This window comes from Paenibacillus sp. FSL H7-0716 (assembly GCF_038002705.1).
In the GTDB taxonomy this organism is placed as follows: Bacteria; Bacillota; Bacilli; order Paenibacillales; family Paenibacillaceae; genus Paenibacillus_AQ; species Paenibacillus_AQ odorifer.
In genome coordinates, this window is sequence record NZ_JBBODA010000009.1 from 149,079 (window position 1) to 167,382 (window position 18,304).

An 18,304-nucleotide genomic window follows, 5' to 3' on the forward strand; every position below is an offset into this window, starting at 1 on the left:
TATCCTATGACAGAGTCTGACAGAGCTGATTAATCTATTTACAGATTAAATGCGCAGACTCGCCAGATAAATCATTAACAGAAATAATAGCATCGTTTTTTTTCACAGGTGGGGTCCAATATTGCTCATTCCCAGGCAGGTCATCGAACCATTCGGCGTCCTTTGGACAATCTAGAATCATAAATTTTCCGTATTCCTGATCTCTGGATTGATGGTATTTGAGATAGGCTTTCCCGTTATCAATGGCGAGAATTTCTATTTTTCCTGAGGTGTGGCTCATGGATAAGCGTACTCTTTTGCCAAGTCCTGAGGTTCTGGCTTTGGCTTCTTCTACAATTTGATAGACTTGCTCGAGCGGTAATACGAAATCCCGGTTTCCGGCAACGGGCCGGTTCACAAAAAAGTAGTAGGGTGTAACGCCAGCCCATGAAAGCCGGTCCAATAGTTCCCCTAAAATAACGGGATCATCGTTGATGCCTTTGAGGATGGGAGTCTGATTTACGACAATTGCCCCTGCGTTGTGGAGAGCTTTAAATGCTTTTTTGGCTTCAAGTGTGATTTCACGAGGATGATTGATGTGCGCCATAACATAGATTCGTTTGTCTTCGGTAGAGTAAGTACGAATCAGCTCCAGCAGCTCTTCGTCTTCAGAGATCCGCATCGGATTAAATACGGGTATCTTCGAACCTAGTCTAATGATTTTAACATGCTCAATGCTTCTTAGATTTTCAATAATGGATCTTAGCTTCGGTGTGGAGAGAATTAAACTGTCCCCGCCCGTAAGAAGTACGTTGTTAATCTCCGGATTCTTTGCGATATACTCCAAGCCCGGAGAGACATCAGCCATCGCCTCTTTCACGTCATTTCGAAACAGACGCTTACGGAAACAGTAGCGGCAATAAGCCCCGCAGACCTCGGATACAATTAGCAGTGCAGTGGTTCTATACTTGTGCTGACAACCAGGTACCACATAATTCGTGTCCTCATCGGAGGCGTCCCAGCGCCCATACTCCAGCAGTTCACCTTCGTTAGGAATAACCAGCTTACGGATGGGATCTTCTGGATCATCCCAGTTAATCAAAGACAGATAGTAGTCATTTACACGAAAAACAAATTTTTCTGTAATTTCTTTCAGATTCTCTTTTTCCAGCTCAGACAACATAGCTATTTTGTTAATATCCGTGAAGTACTTTACCTTTTGCACGTACATCTCTCCTTTGTCTCGTAGTGTGAGAAATGAGGGAGCCTTAGTGTCAAAGGCCAATCTACTGCCAGCAGGGTCCAAAAAAAGCACAAAAAGAGACCCTTAGCAAGGGTCTCTGGTTATGTAAATAACATGAAAAGCAGACCCATCCACTGCTGACGAGGTTAGCTGACGGACTCGGGTAAGATGGTACCCTACATTCTAATGCTCAATGATTCGCCCCAATTAACTGGTTCCCCCGCTTTTCAACTGTAAAAGTTGGAAATTAAGCGTAGATAAAGTATACCCTATGAAGTTTTGAAAAGTCAAAAGAGAATCCTAGATTCACCTTCAATTGCTAGCGCTACTTCCGCCGAGTAGTTTAGGCAGCAGCGTTAGCAGCTTCTCCCGGGTTAACGCATCACTGGAGTTCCATTTGCTTCCGTCGAGCAGATAAACATGTCCCTGGCGTACTGCCGGGAGACTGTTCCAAAGTGAACTGTCTAGTAGTCGTTCCATTGCAGCTCGCGAGTCTTTGCGTTCCGGAATGAACATGAAGATATGATCTCCGGCGTAGGCAGGCAGTCGTGTTGGATCCACTTCGGCGAACCCTAACTCTTCGTCCAATATGGCCTGAATCTCTTCGGTCGGTTGTAAACCACATGGGGCATAAAGCGCAGTGGAGAATCCGGACATTCCCATAGCATATAGATGATCTCCATGATCATAGACCAAAGCAGAGGCGGTTTCTCCAACTTGGAGAGTTGTCGAGTAAAGCTGCTGCCACATGGCTGCGTTTTTGATTGTGAATGACTCCAGCCATGCTTCCGCTTCGCGCTGTTTACCTAGCCAACTGCCTAATGTCCGCATTCGGTTGTCGAGAGGCGCAAATGAATCAAAGGTGAGTGTCGGAGCGATACCAGAAACTGCTCTGTAGGCTCTTTCATCACTATTTGCCAAAATGATCAAATCTGGGTTTAGGGAAGCGGTCAACTGCGGGTCCAGTGGAAACCCGACGTTGGCGAGCTTCTTAAGCCGATGTTTATAGACGCTGTTCCGGGCGAACGCTTCATCTCCACCGATAGGCTTTACACCTAACGCGAGAAGGTCGCCAAGTGTTTCGCCATGATAGACAATACGTTTCGCTCGCTCTGGAATCTCCACCTCATGACCCGTCCAATCCTTGACGGTAAGCTTACGACCTTGCTGATGTGCATATTGTCCGGGTGTAACTCCGGTTTTTTGCCGAAAGCGGCGGCTGAAATAGTATTCATCCGAGAAGCCGACCAGTCTGGCGATTTCCCGCAGTGGTTCAGACGATTCCTGCAGGAATCGTTTGGAATGATTAATTCGCAGATCCGTCAGGTATTCAAGCGGCTTTTTACCTGTAAGCTGTTGAAAGATCGGTGTATACTGCCAGATGGATATCCCCGCCCGTTCAGCCAACTGCTTCACGGTGATACTCTCTGTATAATGCTCCTGAATGAATGTTATGGTCTTTTCTACGGATTCCGTAGGACTTGGCAGATGTTTGGAAGGGTAATTATGCTCAAAAAGTAGCAGCAGCAATTCTTGGAATTTTAATTGTCGCTTGAATTGTTGTACATCATCGGTATTATTCCTGTTCATGAGCAGCTCTTCGACTAGTCGGATTACCTTGGTGAACGGGTGCACAATTAACTCCCGTCTGCCGGAAAGCAGTTCTCCAGAATATCGTTTAGGATGCTTGGTTGTATAAATTGCTGTAAAGGTGATGAGGTAATAATACAACGTCAGCTCCTGGTTGTTCGTACTATAGGAGATTCCAGGAGATAGTAGATAACATTTATCCGTACTTAGTATCACGCTTTGATCATCGAGGTTCAATTGTCCGTTCCCTCCAGTAAATATGAGAAGGGTATAGTCCTGGGGTGTACGCGTTATTGAGCTTGAATCGGCAGCTTGAATCATCAGTTCGGCCTCGTTTAGCTGAAATAACAGAGAGTGGAGTGGGGGGCAGGACGATGATGTATGCAGCATGGGTTCAGCCTCCGTTCATTTGGTGAGAATGATTATCAATGAATTCATTGTATATAAAAAAAAGAAGCATATCAACAGCTGTTGACATGCTTCTTGCAGTTTTTTATCAGCCTTGTGTTAAACACTTCATCTCGGAAGGTTATTTCATATTCAATAGCTGTGGAATTTCGCCAAGCAGCCATTCTCTTGTTGTCGCATCACTTGAAGTCTTCATGATGTCTTGTGTATAGACATATCCGTTCTTGACGGCAGGAAGGCTCTTCCAGATAGGGCTCTTTAATAGATTCTCTGTGGATTGTTTTGCTTCTTCTGCCACTGGAGTCAAGATGAATATCCGGTCTCCGGCATATTCTTTCAGGACTTCCATGGATACTTCCTGGAACCCTTTACCTTCATCAAGTATCTTTTGAATAGCTGGGGTTGCCTTGAAGCCATTCTCCCCATAGAGTACCTGTGAAAGTCCGGTTGCTGCCATTATAAACAGTCTGTCTCCTGGATAATAAGTGAAGACCGCAGCGGTTTCGCCTTCTTTCATGCCTGCGGATTTCAATTGCTTCCACATGTTCTCTTCAGCGGTTTTATACTGCGCAAGCCATGCTTCTGCTTCAGTCGTTTTACCAACAATTCCACCAATGTCCAGCATACGTTCCTGGAGTGGGGCAAAGGTATTAAATATTATCGTTGGTGCAATTTTGGAGAGCTGCTCGAAATCAGCTTCATCTGTGCCCGCATAGATGATCAGGTCAGGCTGAAGCTCCAATGTTTTTTCCAGATTGATAGGGAAGCCTACATCCTCCACACCTTGTAATTGATCTTCAAAAACCTGGCCTTCACCCATAGAAAGAGGATAACCTACCGCCTGCACACCAAGTGCGAGCAAATCGCCATAAGTTTCTCCAGAATAGATAATTCGCTGCGGATTCACCGGAATCTCTACAGTATGCCCTATGTAATCTGTATAGGAGCGGGTAGTCGCTGCTGCTTCATCTGTACTGCTATCTGAGGGTTCTGCTGAAGGTACTGCGGTTGCAGCGGAAGAGTTCCCGGTTGCGTTTGCCGTACTATTGGCAGAGGATTGTTCCTTTGAGTTTCCGCACGCTAGTAACAATGTACTCATCAAAAATAGTACACATACCACAGCGAAGGACTGTCGTACCTTGTTCATATCTTATTGCCTCCCTATTATATGTAACGACCACCAATAATGATAATCATTCTCGATTAAAAACTATCATAAATTAAAGCCTCTTTTTACTCAATGGACAAAAAATAACCCCGTAATTTGATTTGTACAATCAAGTAAAAAGGATGTGTTTGAAATTATTTTTAGCTGCTTGGAAAAATACTCTAAATAACGGCAATGGAGAGAAAGAGAGGAAGCTTGTCTTCATAACAAACTTGGTAGATGGAATCCCTTGAAGCACATAGGATTGTGGTGTTTTTTTGAATCTGATTACTGTTATGTTTTAAGATATTCAGGTATCCAAAAATCCAGGGTTATCCGCCTTGATTGTAATCGTTATCATTGCGTGGCATGTTATCTACCGTGCTTGACGCCAGTAGAAGGGCTTTGTTATGGTTTTTATAGTCAAACGCAAGCCGAAATAGCTTTTTGTAGAATATGCAGAAGGTTTTGCGTAAGATATTCTAACCAAACATAATACGAGGGAGATGGTTGATTGTGATCAAAGGAATTATTTTTGATTTTGACGGAACGATTATCGACACGGAGACTGCTTGGTACACCGCATTTAACGAGGCTTATGCAGAATATGGAGTGGACCTGACGCTTGAACAATATTCCACCTGCATCGGCACGAGCTTGAACAGTTTTAATCCTTATGAATATTTGATGACTGACCTTAAGCTCGCAATTGACAAAGAAGAGTTCAGCAAGGCTGTTAAACAGAGACACAGCAAACTGATGGAGCTTGAAACAATACGACCAGGTATTCAGCATTATCTTGATTCTGCCAAGGCAGCTGGACTGTGTATAGGGCTGGCCTCAAGTTCTTCACTGGAATGGGTGGAAAAATATCTGAATCAATTGGGTATTCGCGAGTATTTCGAATGTGTTCGGACTGCTGACCATGTGGCAAAAGTGAAACCAGATCCCGAGCTATATAACCAAACGTTAGCTTGTCTTGGAATCACAGCTGATGAGGCGGTTGCTATCGAGGATTCACCGAATGGATCTAAGGCAGCGGCAGCAGCTGGCATCCGTTGCATTGTGACGCCTAACGAAATTACTAATTTCCTTGAATTCGATAAGCAGCACCATAAAATAGATAATTTAAGTCTTCTTGAATTTGATCATGTAGTTACTCAACGTTGCTTCGTATAGAGAAACCGAGAAACTGAGTTCAAATTAAAGGGGGATACCAAATTGAGAGCCGTACACTTTGGAGCGGGCAATATTGGCAGAGGTTTTATTGGGCCTATGTTGTCGGACTCCGGTTACAACGTTTGTTTCGTCGGAAGAAATAAGAGTAAAATTGCCCAATTGCAAAAAAGTGGGCAATATCCTGTCACCCTAGCTAACAAGAACCGGGACAGCTTTATCGTTGATAATGTTACTGCAATCAATCTGAATGATACAGAGGACGTTACTAGAGCTATAGCAGAAGCTGAAATTGTGACAACTGCAGTCGGAATATCCGCTTTAAAAGATATTGCTGAGACCATTGCGCAGGGCATCGAACGAAGGCTTGAAAATAGCAGAAATCTCACCCCACTTCATATCATTGCCTGTGAGAATGGGATTGGAAGCAGTCAGAAGTTGAAAAAATCAGTTTATCGGCATATGAAGCAATCCTTCAAGGAGCTTGCTGACCGCAATGTCGCTTTTCCCAATGCGATGGTGGACCGGATTGTACCTATGCAGAAAAATACAGATTCACTTGAAATCCTCGTTGAACCCTTCAGTGAGTGGGTTATTCCCCGCAGTGGAATGATTGGTAATTACAATGAAATTAAAGGCGTCCATTATGTGGATTCGCTAGCGCCATACCTCGAACGGAAGCTATATACTGTGAATACAGGTCATTGCAGTGCAGCCTATTTTGGATATCTGGACGGTTATACTAGCATTCAAGAAGCGATGTCTGATCCCGAAATCAGGGCTCGTGTTCACGGGGTGCTTATGGAAACAGGGACATTATTGGTGCATTTATATGGCTTTAAGCCCATAGAACATGACCGGTATATAGAAAAGATGATGGAACGATTCACTAACCCCAACTTTAACGATAAAATTACACGTGTAGCCCGCTCCCCGCTTCGCAAGCTTTCACCTAATGATCGACTCGTAAAACCGGCCATGCTTGCTCATGAACTTGGTTTTGAGACCTCACATTTAGTCTCAGCTATTGCTTCTGCACTTTATTTTGATCATGAAAAAGATCCAGAAGCCTTACAGCTTCAAGCCGAAATCCGAAACCACGGGCTAAGTGAAGTCATTGCTGCACAACTAAAAATTCCCGCGGAGCATCCGCTTCATGGTCGCATTATTTTGGAGTCCAACAAATTACGCGCGAGATATCCTCATAGGACTAGAATGAAGACAGTAAACGTCAGGGTACCCTACTTTTAATATAAATTGATGGTTATAAAACTATAAAAGAGTGTTCTCTGCTGGATGGGCAAGAACACTCTTTTTATAGGTTATGAAGTTCTGTAAGAGTCTCTAATCTAATTCAATCCGCAGAACAACCGGAGTCTCACTGCGAACCGAGGTTGTTTTTATAACCAAGGCTTCATCGGTTTTTTCCCATGCAGGTTGTTCCTCAAAACCTAAGATTTTGATCTGTTTAATCATCCCATGGAAGTGAGCAGAGTTTTCTTTAAGGGATTTGATTTGCACTATACCGTTGTTTGGATAGACAAGAACAGTAGCGTAAAGATAGCTGCCTTTTACCGTAAAGCGGATATCTTCATTGGTGAAAATTTTCGTGATCCCATCTGTAAACTGACCTTCAACGATCTCTGTAGGGCCTTCCCCGAAGGTGCGCCAGTAGGTCGTATCATAGATAGCTTCACCATTTACCTTTAGCCATTCTCCGATGCCAAGCAGAATCTCCTGATCCTGAGCTGGAATGCTGCCGTCCGCTTTAGGGCCTATATTCAGCAGCAGGTTGCCGTTTTTGCTTACGATATCTACTAAATCTCTGATAATTTCTACGGCAGATTTATAATCATTTTCCGGTGTATAACACCATGAATTTTTAGCTACTGCTGTATCCGTTTGCCAGAAATAAGGTTTAAGCTCGGAGAAATGACCTCTCTCAATATCTGGGATCGCTGAGCCAAACATGAAGGCATCATGCTTATAATTGATTGCAACCGGAGTTCCCCATTCCTCTCCCTTATTGTAATAGTAAGCGGCGAACTTTTTAAGATAGGGTTTGAAGGCAGCTGTGTGAATCCACCAGTCAAAGTAAAAGATTTTCGGCTGATAATTGTCTACCAGCTCGCAGCAGCGAATCAACCAATCCTCCAGAAATTCTTGATCGGGTGGGGAGCCGAATAAATCCTGATGATCGGGTTCGGGCATAGATGGCCAATAGAAATCTCCACATCCAAGCGGTTCATGAATATCGGAATCAAATTCCTTGCCATGAGACAGGAAGAACCAGTGTTCAGCTCTATGGGAAGATACACAAAACTCTAATCCCTGCTGCTCAAAAGCGCCTTTCATTTCTCCGACTAAATCCCGCTTGGGACCCATCTCATATGTGTTATAGTGGGAGTAAGCGCTCTTATACATTTGAAAGCCGTCATGGTGCTCTGCAACAGGCATCACGTATTTGGCTCCAGATAATTTGAAGAGATTGGCCCATTCCTCAGCATTGAAATGCTCAGCCTTGAACAAGGGGATGAAATCCTTATAGCCAAAGGTTTTATGCTCGCCATAAGTAGCGAGATGATGTTCATATTCCCGTGAACCCTGGATATACATATTTCGGGGATACCACTCATTGGCGAAAGCTGGAATAGAATAAAGGCCCCAATGAATGAAAATACCAAACTTAGCGTTCTCATACCACGTGGGCACTTGAAATTGACTTAGTGAATCCCAATCGGCTTTGAATCTTCCAGTTGCGATCGTATCTTCGATTACTTTTAAATATTTGTTTTTATCCACCATTTTGCAATCATCCTTTCAAACGTTTATTTCTTCTTCATTGTAGTGAATGGATGTGGGAATCAAAATGTAGGACATTAACTTTTAGATGTACAAAACTAACCTGATAAGGCGGAGTAAGAGATGGATAACCATGTTTTGCTTACTAATTATTTATCCAATTTAAAGGTTGATTTATTTATGGCTGATTACAATCTTTGTGGCCGTGACTGGAGAGATCTCGACTATACACCTGACTATAGTAAATTTTATTTTATTTGCGATGGGGAGGGTTGGTTAAAGATTGGGGATCGAGAATATTATCCGAAGCCTGGTCAGCTTTTTTTGATGCCTGAGGGAGTTAAGCAATCTTATTCTTGCATAAGTGATCAACCCTTTGAGAAGTATTGGTGCCATTTCAGCGCAAAAGTCGGCGACATTAATCTATTCAAAATGTTAGAGTTAAGTCATGTATGCAGAGAAGTAGATCCTCATGTAATCCAAGAGATTTTCAGCAGCTTAACGAGTCATATGAAATCTGATGCGGTATATGCTCATTTATTAGCCAAAAGTAAGTTAATGGAGTTATTTTCTTATTTTATTATGAACATAGATGTAGACGAAATCACTTTTAAGAATCTAAGCTCGATCGAAAAATTAACGAAAATATTAACGTATATAGACGCCCATATCGAGCGAAATATCACCATACACGAGCTTGCCGAGATTGCGTACATGCATCCCAACTATTTTATCCGGCTATTTAAACAGCAAATCGGAGTTCCACCCATACAGTATATCACCAGAAAAAAGATAACTAAGGCCAAGGAGCTATTGAGGGGGACGCAAAGTTCTGTCGGTGAGATTGCCCATGATCTTGGTTTTAGCGATCTCTATTATTTCTCCAAACAGTTCAAAAAAAATGTGGGTTTAAGCCCTTCGGAATTCAGACAAGGAACAGTAGCAGTGAAATAAATAAAAGAAGACCGTCCTGTGTGGTAGAAACCAACCAGAGACGGCCTTTTTTATAAGTGGAAGAGATTAGAGCAGTGAGACAGTGAAACGGAAGAAGTACGGGCGATTAGCCGGCAGAGTGAACTCTTCGTGGGTTGGTGCGCCCCAGCTGTCGTCCCCGCCAACACCCATTTGCTTGTAGTTAACTCTTAGTACGCTTTTGTTCGAGACTGGCAATTTATAGACGTGGTCATGGGCTTCCAGTTCCTCAGGCTTCCAAGGCAGGGCATTAATTTCGATAGGCGTTGCACTTTCAAAATAGAACCCTGATCCATCGTTGCCCTCTGTAATTGAAGCGAATCTGACATCAGTCTTGTTGCCGCACTCTTGAGGTTTGAGATAAGGCGTGAATTGATCACTGACCTTTCCTGTGTAACGTCCAAGTGGGGCTCCGGTTTGTCGATCCCAATAATTCTCATGAGGTCCGCGGCCGTACCAAGAAAGGGTATCAAGACTTCCATCTAGAACGAACATCATTCCGAACTCAGGGATTTCTGGTAGAACGCTGCTGCCGGGACTCAGTTCTTGCGTGATCTCTAAAGTCCCGTCAGCGTGAATCACATACTGGACCCGAAGCGTGGAATCCGGACTTGTAGCCAGAAGGTAGCTGGCAGAGACAAAACAGAGAGAGCCTTCGGTTCTAAATGTAAAGCTGATTAAGTGTTGTTTATGCGATGAATGCTTCCATACTGCACACCGCTCTGGCAATTTATTACCACAATCATTATCTGTAACTGCTCTCCAGAAGTTAGTTCTTACAGGTTCTAGCAGACGTTCTTTGCCTGCGGAACGGTAAGAGTTCAGAGCCCCCGTAGTGGTACTAAAGCTCAGTTCGAAATTATCACCTTGTACGTTCAAAATATTCTCAAGCTCGCTGACACGCAGTGTTTCTGCAGTTGTCTTTGAGGTATTGGTTACGAAACGGGGTGACAGAATGAACTGTTCCCAAGCGATTTCGTGATTGGCTTCTGCCCATATAGTTGCTGAAGGCTGAATAAAGGAAAGATTCAGAACTGCTTCATGATTGCCACGCAGTGAATCCAGCTCGTAAGGAACTTTGCATGAAATGCTCTCACCTGGTGCACATGAGATCTTCAGCAAACCTTCTTGTGCAGTTATTCCGTCTAAACGGACTTCCCATTTGAGATCGTATTCCTTTAAGTTGGTAAATAAGAAGGAATTGCGAATCTGGAAGAGTCCTTCTAGGATATTTTCAGCCGTTACTTTAATATTCTGATAACATTTTTTGACCTCAAAGAGCTTAGGAGTAACCGTACGATCAGCAAAAAGCAATCCGTTGCCACTAAAGTTGCCGTCATGAGGCGATTCACCAAAGTCACCGCCATAAGCGAGATATTCAATTCCCTCGGAGGTGTGGGTCCGAATGGCTTGATCTACCCAATCCCAAATGAATGCACCTTGAACAATGTCATATTTGTCGAACAAGTCACAGTATAAGTGCAGCCCACCGCATGAATTGCCCATGGCATGACTGTATTCGCAGAGGATATAAGGCTTCTTCGGATTATTAAGCGCATATTTTTCAACATCCTGCGGTTTAATGTACATAGTAGATTCTATATCACTTGCTGCTTCCGATTCTCTACAGTGAAAGATTCCCTCATAATGAACCGGCCGCGAAGGATCGATTTCTCTCAGGTAGTCGTGCATAGCGATAAAATTGTCGCCTCCGAAAGATTCATTGCCGAGAGACCAAATGATGACAGAAGGGTGATTTTTGTCCCTTTGCATCATGGAGTTGCAGCGGTCAATGACATTGGCCCGCCATTCCGGTTTGCTTCCAGGGACATTCCCGTCATTCAATCCTTCTTGGCTGTATGCCCAGGTGCCGTGCGTTTCCAGATTGGTTTCGTCAATTACATATAATCCGTATTCATCACATAACTCGTACCAGACAGACTGATTCGGGTAATGGGAGGTTCGAACGGCATTAATATTATGCGTTTTCATTAATTGGATGTCGCGCAGCATATCTTCTTTGCCTAAAGCACGACCAGTATCGCAAGAGAATTCGTGGCGATTGACACCTTTGAGCACGATTCTTTTGCCATTGATCTTCATAAGTCCGTCTTTAATCTCAAACTTGCGGAATCCAACCTTACAGCTGACCGTTTCTTGTGTATTTCCTTTGCTGTCATTTATAGACAGGACTAAGGTATAAAGATAAGGGGTTTCAGCACTCCATTTAAAAGGCTGCTCAACCGGGGCAGAAAGCTTGAGCTGTTGAACGCCTTCTTGCTCAAAGGAACCCGTAGTGGAGATAGGAGTCTCCCAAACAGGCTGGCCCTCTTTATTGTAAAGCTGCATTTGCAGTGTATATGGGCTTTGCTCGTTAAAGTAATTTTCCACCTTGATATCTACATTTAAATCCGCATGTACGAAGTTTTCATCCAGATCGGTGTGGACGAAATAATCAGCAATATGAACGGAAGGAGCTGAATAAAGATAGACTTCCCGAAAAATACCACTAAGGCGCCAGAAATCCTGATCCTCTAGCCAGCTGGCATCACACCAACGATAAACCTCGACAGCTAGTTTGTTGTCCCCTGCAACTAAATATGGGGTGATATCGAACTCTGATGGAGTAAATGTATCTTCACAGTACCCGACAAGTTCACCGTTTACCCAGACGTAGAAAGCGGATTCAACACCCTGAAAGCTTAGGTACACCGGTTGACCGTTCCAAGACTCAGGTACAGTAAAGGTTCGCAGATAAGAGCCTACTGGATTATATTTTGTTGGGGCAAAGGGGGCTTTAAGCTCTGGCTCGGATTCCGCCCAAGGATATCGGAGATTTGTATATTGTGGATAGTCGTAACCTTGGAACTGCCAGTGGGACGGTACAGGAATGGTATCCCAAGTACTGCAATCGAAATCGGTTTTATAGAAATCCACAATTCGTTGATCCGGTGTTTCGGAAAAAGCGAATTTCCAAAGCCCATTGAGGGTTTGGTGGAAAGGTGAGGTTTCTTTATCGTTAGTTAGCGCTTGGGATAAACTACGGTAAGGGATCATGGAGGCATGTGCATCCAATCGATTCAATTCAAAAGTCTCTGGGTTGTTATTCCATTCCGGATAACCGTTAGCAGGTGGCTGGTAGACAAACTTTGCTCGCATGAGTTGATCTCCTTTATAATCATTGTAATGTTATTATATTCATATTATAAGTTGAAGTAATGTTAGGATAAATAAAAGAATTTTAGTCCCTGATAACAAAATATGAAACGAGGACTTTTTATGGAGAGCAAAATTATTTTTTGCCAAACAGAAGATGTAAGCATGCTGCCGCTTTATGCTACAACCCTTGGATTTTGGGAGCATCAGCCAGAAACTATACGTCCTGCAGGCTTTCCAGACTATCAAATACATCAGATTCACGAAGGTAAGGGCGAGCTTATCATTCATGAGAGCCGATATCTCGTGGGTCCAGGGGATGTGTTCTTTTTGTTCCCGGATATTCCTCATTCGTATGCCCCTATCAGTGGGAAGGAGTGGAAGGTATCATGGGTCTCGTTCAATGGCAGAGAGGTTGGTCAAATGCTGCTCTATGCGGGCATCCGCGAGTCTGGTCCTGCTAGATTAAAAGAAGATCAATGGCTCAATCCTCTAAAGCAAATCCTTATGCTGCCAGATAGCAATGAGCTGGAGACTAATTTAGCACGTTCTAAACATCTTTACGCATTGCTTCTGGATTTAAAAAGAAAGCTAGTATCGCCGCTGAATGAGGCACATGAATTGGAGCGAATTAAACCGGTGCTGCGTTATATAGAGAGCAATCTGCATAGGACGCTTCCTTTAAAGGAGCTGGCGGAGATTATTTCGGTATCGCCACAGTATTTATGCAGACTTTTTCAAAAAACAATTCATGATCGACCTGTAACCTATATCAATAAGCAACGTATCAATTTGAGTAAACAGCTTATGTTTAATGGACGCGATAAAAAAATGTATGAAATTGCCCAGCTAGTGGGCTTTGATAATGCTAGTTACTTTTGTTTGGTGTTTAAAAGATTGACAGGGATGAGTCCTGAGCAATTTAAGCAGCTACATGGTTTGGATTAGATAAACGCTTACTTGTTACCGTCTAGCACAACATGATATAGTTTACTTGAGTTCCTGCGATGTTTTTTTTGCGGCTTAGCCCATACTTTTACTGCCACAAGAATTCAATACATAGAACCAAATTAACGATCTGAAATGACGAAAAGCATCAGGAAGGAGACATCATTTTGAATGAGAAGCTAAAGCAAGCCTATGAGCGTTTGAACTTGCCTGAAGACGTTACCCGGGAGGAATTGAACAAAAGGTTAGATATTCATTTGAAACGCCGTCGATCGAATTCGACTGAAGATGAGGTCGCAGCTTATGAAGAGGAATTCCGCGCTTACAAAACCATCCTAGATGGCTTGGATCAGAAGGAGATTCAGGAAGCAGAGGACAAGCGGCTGGAGAAGTGGGGAGCCATGTCCGGTGTAGCACGTAAATCGGAGAATTTCTTTCGACTCTACAAAACGCACACTATTATTTCTATTATCGTGCTGCTGGTAGTTATCTTTGGGGGGAAAGCGCTCTATGATCAATGGCAGGAAAGAAAATATGAAGCTACGCTTCCACCGGTAGATGTTCGAATCATGTTCTTAGGCAACTATGAATCTCAGGACTCGTCAGGTAAGAATGAAGAGCTAAAACAAGAAATTATCAATCGTTACCCGGCTTGGAAGAGAGTGGAGGCAGAAATCGTTTATCTACCCTCAACAGGTGGGACGGACGGTGGAGCCTTGGATATGAGCTATATGCAGCGGGCTATGGCGATGCTGGCAGCCGATCATCCGGATATCCTGATAATGGATGATGCTACTTTTGAATGGATTGGCCAGCAGTCGGGACTGCAAAATCTGGAGTCGTTTATTAAATCCGCAGGACTTCCTCTGGACGATAACCGTTTGAAACGTATGACTAACCCGGAGAGTGGCCAAGAGCTGATTACTGGCATAGATATCACAGATACGGATTTTGCTACAGAACTCCCTATCCATTCAAACCAGATGATCATCGGAACGTTAGGGCAAGATGACAGTAAGACTAAATCAACTGATTTTGTTGAGTTTTTACTTAAACAGATCACTAATCAATAAATTAATAGGGCCGATGTTGTATGGATGTTCATACGACATCGGCTTTTTTATGATCTGTAGAGCTTGCGGTACGCGATGGGTGTCTGGCCGACTATTTTTTTGAATACAGCGTTAAAGGAGTCGATGTCACGGTAACCAACTAGCTCGGCAATCGTATTAATTTTATGTCCAGAAGTACGCAGCAATTCACAGCTTTTATGCATTCGCAGATTCTTCAAGTAGGTCCCAAAGGACTGGCCAGTATGCTTGTGGAACATACGCTGAAGATGCCTGCTGCTCCACTGTGAAATACGGGCTAATTCGGCAAGTGTAATCTTCTCCGACAGATTATGCTCTAAGTATTGAATGACTTGCGTGAAGTCTGCCATATCCATTGTAGATTTGTCATCTTCTCCGTATTTTTGCCTGTACACTGCTATGATTAATTGACTCAGCAGGGTGTAAAGCATTGTTTTGGAGCCCATACCGGATACCGACATTTCATGATATAAATTCAGCATAAAGCGCTCAATCGAGCCATCTCGATCTGAGACGGAAAAGTAAGATGAGCTGCTACTCCCAAGAGTGGCTAGGTGCTCCCGGATAGATGGCTCTTGAAGGACGATATTTAATTGCTCCACCATTTGCATATCAAAAAGGCAATTATAGACGATCAGGCGATTCCCTAAAGTATCAGAAGATGCTGGACGGAACACATGGGGAGCACCTACAGGAATCACGAACAACATTCCTTTTCTAACGGGAAGGATCTCATTTTCAAGGTGATGAAAACCTCTTCCTTCAGCTACATAGCAATACTCAATAAATTCATGTGCATGAAAAGGGGCATGGAAGTTCTCTGAATAGCGGTTAACCAGCAGATGCAGATCGTTTTGAAAAAAGACTTCATTTTTGAACAACTCGGTGGTTCGTTGCATATTGAATTCCCCTTTCCAAAGTTATGGCATAATTGCAGGGATATGATGTCCTTATTACCGGGTGATGAAAGCGGTGACGCAGCTATAATTATAGGGCAAAGACTAATTTGTCGCTATAGAAGGAGGTTTTATCTATATGTTCGCAATCACTAAGCTTCGTTGTGAGTACAAAGAAAATCCGCTAGGAATTGATGTGATCAGACCCAGAATCAGTTGGCAGTTAGTTTCAGATGACAGGGACTGCATGCAGTCTGCTTATCAAATTCAAGTGGCTGAGAATATGCTTTTTCAAGGCAAGCTATGGGATACAGAGGAAGTAAAGTCTTCTCAATCGATCCATGTTGAGCTTGAAGGTCTGCTGCTGGCAGCTCGCACGCGTTATTATTATCGGGTTCGGGCATGGAATCAGAATGCAACAGACTCGGGTTGGTCTGAGATTGCATTTTTTGAAACCGGACTATTAGATGCGGGGAATTGGCAGGCGGAGTGGATCAGCGCTCCTACAGCCTCTTTTTCACAAGATTCTGAGATTTGCCCACAGCTTCGTACATTCGTGGATGTAAAAGGTCCAGTGGAAAGTGCAAGGATTTACGTTACTGCTTTGGGCTTGTATGAACTGCAGCTGAACGGAAGTCGGGTGGGAGATCATTATTTTACTCCAGGCTGGACCAGTTACAGTAAACGGCTGCAATATCAAACTTATGATGTCACAAAGCTTCTGCATGAAGGTGCGAATGCGTTAGGCGCACTGTTGGGCAATGGTTGGTACAGAGGGTATTTAGGCTGGGATAATCAAAAGGAGATATATGGATCAAAGACTTCACTTCTGCTGGAGCTTCATATCCGGTACGCAGACGGTTCAAATGAGCTTATTAGCTCAAATCAGAATTGGCAGGCTGCAAAAAGCGCAATTATGATGTCTGAAATTTATAATGGTGAAACCTATGATGCTCGGCTGGAGCTGGATATCACCGATCCTTCATCAGAAGGTTGGCATCCAGTGGAGATTATTAACTATTCCAAAGCGATCATCGTTGCCCAGGAAAATGTGCCAGTGACACAAGTTGAAACCTTGAAGCCGATTGCACTGCTGACTACCCCGCAGGGAGATAGAGTGCTGGACATGGGCCAGAACATGGTAGGGTGGTTAAAATTTAATGTAAAAGGTCAATCTGGTCAGGCGGTAGAACTTCAGCATGCTGAAATATTAGACTGGGACGGAAATTTCTACACGGAGAATATGCGTAAAGCGAAACAGTGCATCCGCTATACTCTGAAAGGTGGAGAGCAAGAGACGTATGAACCACACTTCACTTTCCAAGGTTTTCGGTATGTGAAGCTTAGTGGGTTCTCAGCAGATCTTCAACTAGAGGATTTCACAGGAATTGTGATGCACTCCAATATGGAACGTACGGGTGATTTTCAGTGCTCAGATCCACTTGTGAATCAACTGCATCACAATATCCTGTGGGGGCAAAAAGGGAATTTCCTCGATGTGCCCACTGATTGTCCACAGCGTGATGAGCGGCTCGGCTGGACGGGGGATGCTCAGATGTTTGTCCGCACAGCCTCTTATTTGATGAATACGGTACCATTCTTTACGAAATGGCTGCGGGATTTGAAGGCAGACCAAACCCCTGAGGGTGGCATTCCGTTTTTTATTCCAGAGCTGAGAGCAGCTCCTCCTGGGGACGGAGATACTAACCATTCTTCTGCGGCCTGGGGAGATGCAGCTACGATCTGTCCATGGACAATCTATGAAATGTACGGCGACAAAAGGCTGCTTGCAGAGCAATACGAGAGCATGAAGCATTGGATTTCTTATATCTACGCACAGGGAAGCAATCCTTATATATGGAATACTGGCTTTCATTTCGGCGATTGGCTAGCACTTGATTCCAAGCCAGACAGCTATGTGGGAGCTACAGATCGGGATTATGTCGCCACCGCTTTTTATGCCTATTCTGTTTCTCTGACTTTGAAAGCGGCAATAGCCTTAGAAAAATCGGAGGATGTGGACTACTATAGTGAGCTGCACGTCAAAATTATAAAAGCATTCAGTGATGAGTTCATAACACCTGCGGGAAGGTTATCTGTCTCTACACAGACTGCACAGATATTAGCCTTACGTTTCGATCTTGTAGAAGGGGTCGCCAAAGAACGTGCAATTCAGAAGCTCACTGAGCTGCTTGCTGAAGCTAAGGATCACCTGACTACTGGATTCGTGGGCACACCTTATCTGAATCCTGTGCTCAGCGAGAGTGGAAATAACGAACTCGCGTATAAGCTTCTTTTTCAAAAGGATTATCCATCCTGGCTGTATCAGGTGACGAAAGGTGCGACGACGATTTGGGAGCATTGGGATGGGATCAAGGAGGACGGCAGCTTCTGGAGTGCAGATATGAATTCTTTCAATCATTACGCCTATGGCGCAATAGGTGAATGGCTGTATCGTTACGTTGCAGGAATTGGAACAGATGAGTTGGAGCCTGGCTTCAAAATCGTTCATATCAAGCCACAGCCAGGCCCCGGTCTGGATTACGCAGAAGCTAGTCTTGAAACCATGTACGGAAAAGTGGAGTCAGCGTGGCGGCGATCAGAGGATAATGGAATGATGATTCGCGTTACGATTCCTGCCAATACCAACGGTATTGTCGTTCTGCCTGGAGCCAATCAACTAGGGTTATTAGAGAATGGAGTTCCTGTAGAGCAGTCCAGAGGCGTGCACAGTATCAGCTTGGTCGATAACGGAGTTAGACTCGAATTAGGTTCGGGCAGCTATCAATTTACGTATTCTTTATAACCTTTAGGGGGCTTCCTAGTGTGAACTGACATCGAGAGGTATTCGGTGTCAGTTTTTCGTTTTCGAATTGACGAATGTAGAGAGGAGTTA

At 43.8% G+C, this 18,304-nt stretch carries 12 protein-coding genes and 1 riboswitch; of the genes, 6 read left to right on the forward strand and 6 right to left on the reverse strand.

Going from position 1 to position 18,304, the window contains the following annotated elements; all coding sequences use genetic code 11:
* Positions 1 to 34 precede the first annotated feature (34 nt).
* The 3 genes from MHH60_RS14430 to MHH60_RS14440 form a co-directional block, all read right to left on the reverse strand.
* Positions 35 to 1,210, reverse strand: coding sequence for a KamA family radical SAM protein (locus MHH60_RS14430; protein ID WP_370511468.1), 1,176 nt, complete (start codon positions 1,208 to 1,210; stop codon positions 35 to 37).
* Positions 1,211 to 1,342: 132 nt separating this feature from the next.
* Positions 1,343 to 1,486: riboswitch (cyclic di-AMP (ydaO/yuaA leader) on the reverse strand.
* Between the two features lie 48 nt (positions 1,487 to 1,534).
* Positions 1,535 to 3,202, reverse strand: a complete 1,668-nt coding sequence (locus MHH60_RS14435) for an AraC family transcriptional regulator (RefSeq protein WP_076133488.1) — start codon at positions 3,200 to 3,202, stop codon at positions 1,535 to 1,537.
* Positions 3,203 to 3,341: 139 nt separating this feature from the next.
* Complete coding sequence (locus MHH60_RS14440) at positions 3,342 to 4,367, reverse strand: ABC transporter substrate-binding protein (RefSeq protein ID WP_076133487.1); 1,026 nt, start codon at positions 4,365 to 4,367, stop codon at positions 3,342 to 3,344.
* A gap of 516 nt (positions 4,368 to 4,883) precedes the next feature.
* Here MHH60_RS14440 and MHH60_RS14445 point away from each other — a divergent pair.
* Positions 4,884 to 5,546 (forward strand): HAD family hydrolase, encoded by a 663-nt coding sequence (locus MHH60_RS14445; protein ID WP_076133677.1) that lies wholly within the window; start codon positions 4,884 to 4,886, stop codon positions 5,544 to 5,546.
* 42 nt (positions 5,547 to 5,588) lie between these two features.
* On the forward strand, positions 5,589 to 6,794 hold the full coding sequence (locus tag MHH60_RS14450) for a mannitol-1-phosphate 5-dehydrogenase (RefSeq protein WP_076133486.1): 1,206 nt from the start codon (positions 5,589 to 5,591) through the stop codon (positions 6,792 to 6,794).
* Positions 6,795 to 6,887: 93 nt separating this feature from the next.
* On the opposite strand, the gene MHH60_RS14455 is transcribed toward MHH60_RS14450, so the two are convergent.
* The gene (locus MHH60_RS14455; RefSeq protein ID WP_076133484.1) at positions 6,888 to 8,348 is read right to left on the reverse strand and encodes an alpha-L-fucosidase; all 1,461 of its coding nucleotides are present in this window, start codon (positions 8,346 to 8,348) and stop codon (positions 6,888 to 6,890) included.
* Between the two features lie 120 nt (positions 8,349 to 8,468).
* Between MHH60_RS14455 and MHH60_RS14460 the strand changes: the two genes are divergently transcribed.
* A complete protein-coding gene (locus tag MHH60_RS14460) occupies positions 8,469 to 9,299 on the forward strand; it encodes an AraC family transcriptional regulator (RefSeq protein ID WP_076100780.1) in 831 nt (276 codons plus the stop codon).
* A gap of 66 nt (positions 9,300 to 9,365) precedes the next feature.
* Here MHH60_RS14460 and MHH60_RS14465 read toward each other — a convergent pair whose 3' ends face one another.
* On the reverse strand, positions 9,366 to 12,476 hold the full coding sequence (locus MHH60_RS14465; protein ID WP_076133482.1) for a glycoside hydrolase family 2 TIM barrel-domain containing protein: 3,111 nt from the start codon (positions 12,474 to 12,476) through the stop codon (positions 9,366 to 9,368).
* 120 nt (positions 12,477 to 12,596) lie between these two features.
* Between MHH60_RS14465 and MHH60_RS14470 the strand changes: the two genes are divergently transcribed.
* Together MHH60_RS14470 and MHH60_RS14475 are read left to right on the forward strand one after the other, a co-directional pair.
* Positions 12,597 to 13,421, forward strand: coding sequence for an AraC family transcriptional regulator (locus MHH60_RS14470; RefSeq protein ID WP_036689725.1), 825 nt, complete (start codon positions 12,597 to 12,599; stop codon positions 13,419 to 13,421).
* Positions 13,422 to 13,588: 167 nt separating this feature from the next.
* Entirely contained in the window at positions 13,589 to 14,494 is a 906-nt protein-coding gene (locus MHH60_RS14475) for a hypothetical protein (RefSeq protein WP_076133480.1), read from the forward strand.
* Between the two features lie 47 nt (positions 14,495 to 14,541).
* Here MHH60_RS14475 and MHH60_RS14480 read toward each other — a convergent pair whose 3' ends face one another.
* Complete coding sequence (locus MHH60_RS14480) at positions 14,542 to 15,411, reverse strand: AraC family transcriptional regulator (RefSeq protein WP_076133478.1); 870 nt, start codon at positions 15,409 to 15,411, stop codon at positions 14,542 to 14,544.
* 136 nt (positions 15,412 to 15,547) lie between these two features.
* On the opposite strand from MHH60_RS14480, the gene MHH60_RS14485 reads away from it, so the two are divergent.
* Positions 15,548 to 18,214 carry a family 78 glycoside hydrolase catalytic domain gene (locus tag MHH60_RS14485; RefSeq protein ID WP_076133476.1) on the forward strand — a complete coding sequence of 889 codons (2,667 nt, stop codon included), beginning with the start codon at positions 15,548 to 15,550 and terminating at the stop codon, positions 18,212 to 18,214.
* Positions 18,215 to 18,304 lie beyond the last annotated feature (90 nt).

What these genes read in the sequence shown, in the direction of transcription:
- MHH60_RS14430 (WP_370511468.1), bottom strand. Translation starts at nt 1,210, where the DNA reads ATGTACGTGCAAAAGGTAAAGTACTTCACGGATATTAACAAAATAGCT.
- MHH60_RS14435 (WP_076133488.1), bottom strand. Translation starts at nt 3,202, where the DNA reads ATGCTGCATACATCATCGTCCTGCCCCCCACTCCACTCTCTGTTATTT.
- MHH60_RS14440 (WP_076133487.1), bottom strand. Translation starts at nt 4,367, where the DNA reads ATGAACAAGGTACGACAGTCCTTCGCTGTGGTATGTGTACTATTTTTG.
- MHH60_RS14455 (WP_076133484.1), bottom strand. Translation starts at nt 8,348, where the DNA reads ATGGTGGATAAAAACAAATATTTAAAAGTAATCGAAGATACGATCGCA.
- MHH60_RS14460 (WP_076100780.1), top strand. Translation starts at nt 8,469, where the DNA reads ATGGATAACCATGTTTTGCTTACTAATTATTTATCCAATTTAAAGGTT.
- MHH60_RS14465 (WP_076133482.1), bottom strand. Translation starts at nt 12,476, where the DNA reads ATGCGAGCAAAGTTTGTCTACCAGCCACCTGCTAACGGTTATCCGGAA.
- MHH60_RS14470 (WP_036689725.1), top strand. Translation starts at nt 12,597, where the DNA reads ATGGAGAGCAAAATTATTTTTTGCCAAACAGAAGATGTAAGCATGCTG.
- MHH60_RS14480 (WP_076133478.1), bottom strand. Translation starts at nt 15,411, where the DNA reads ATGCAACGAACCACCGAGTTGTTCAAAAATGAAGTCTTTTTTCAAAAC.
- MHH60_RS14485 (WP_076133476.1), top strand. Translation starts at nt 15,548, where the DNA reads ATGTTCGCAATCACTAAGCTTCGTTGTGAGTACAAAGAAAATCCGCTA.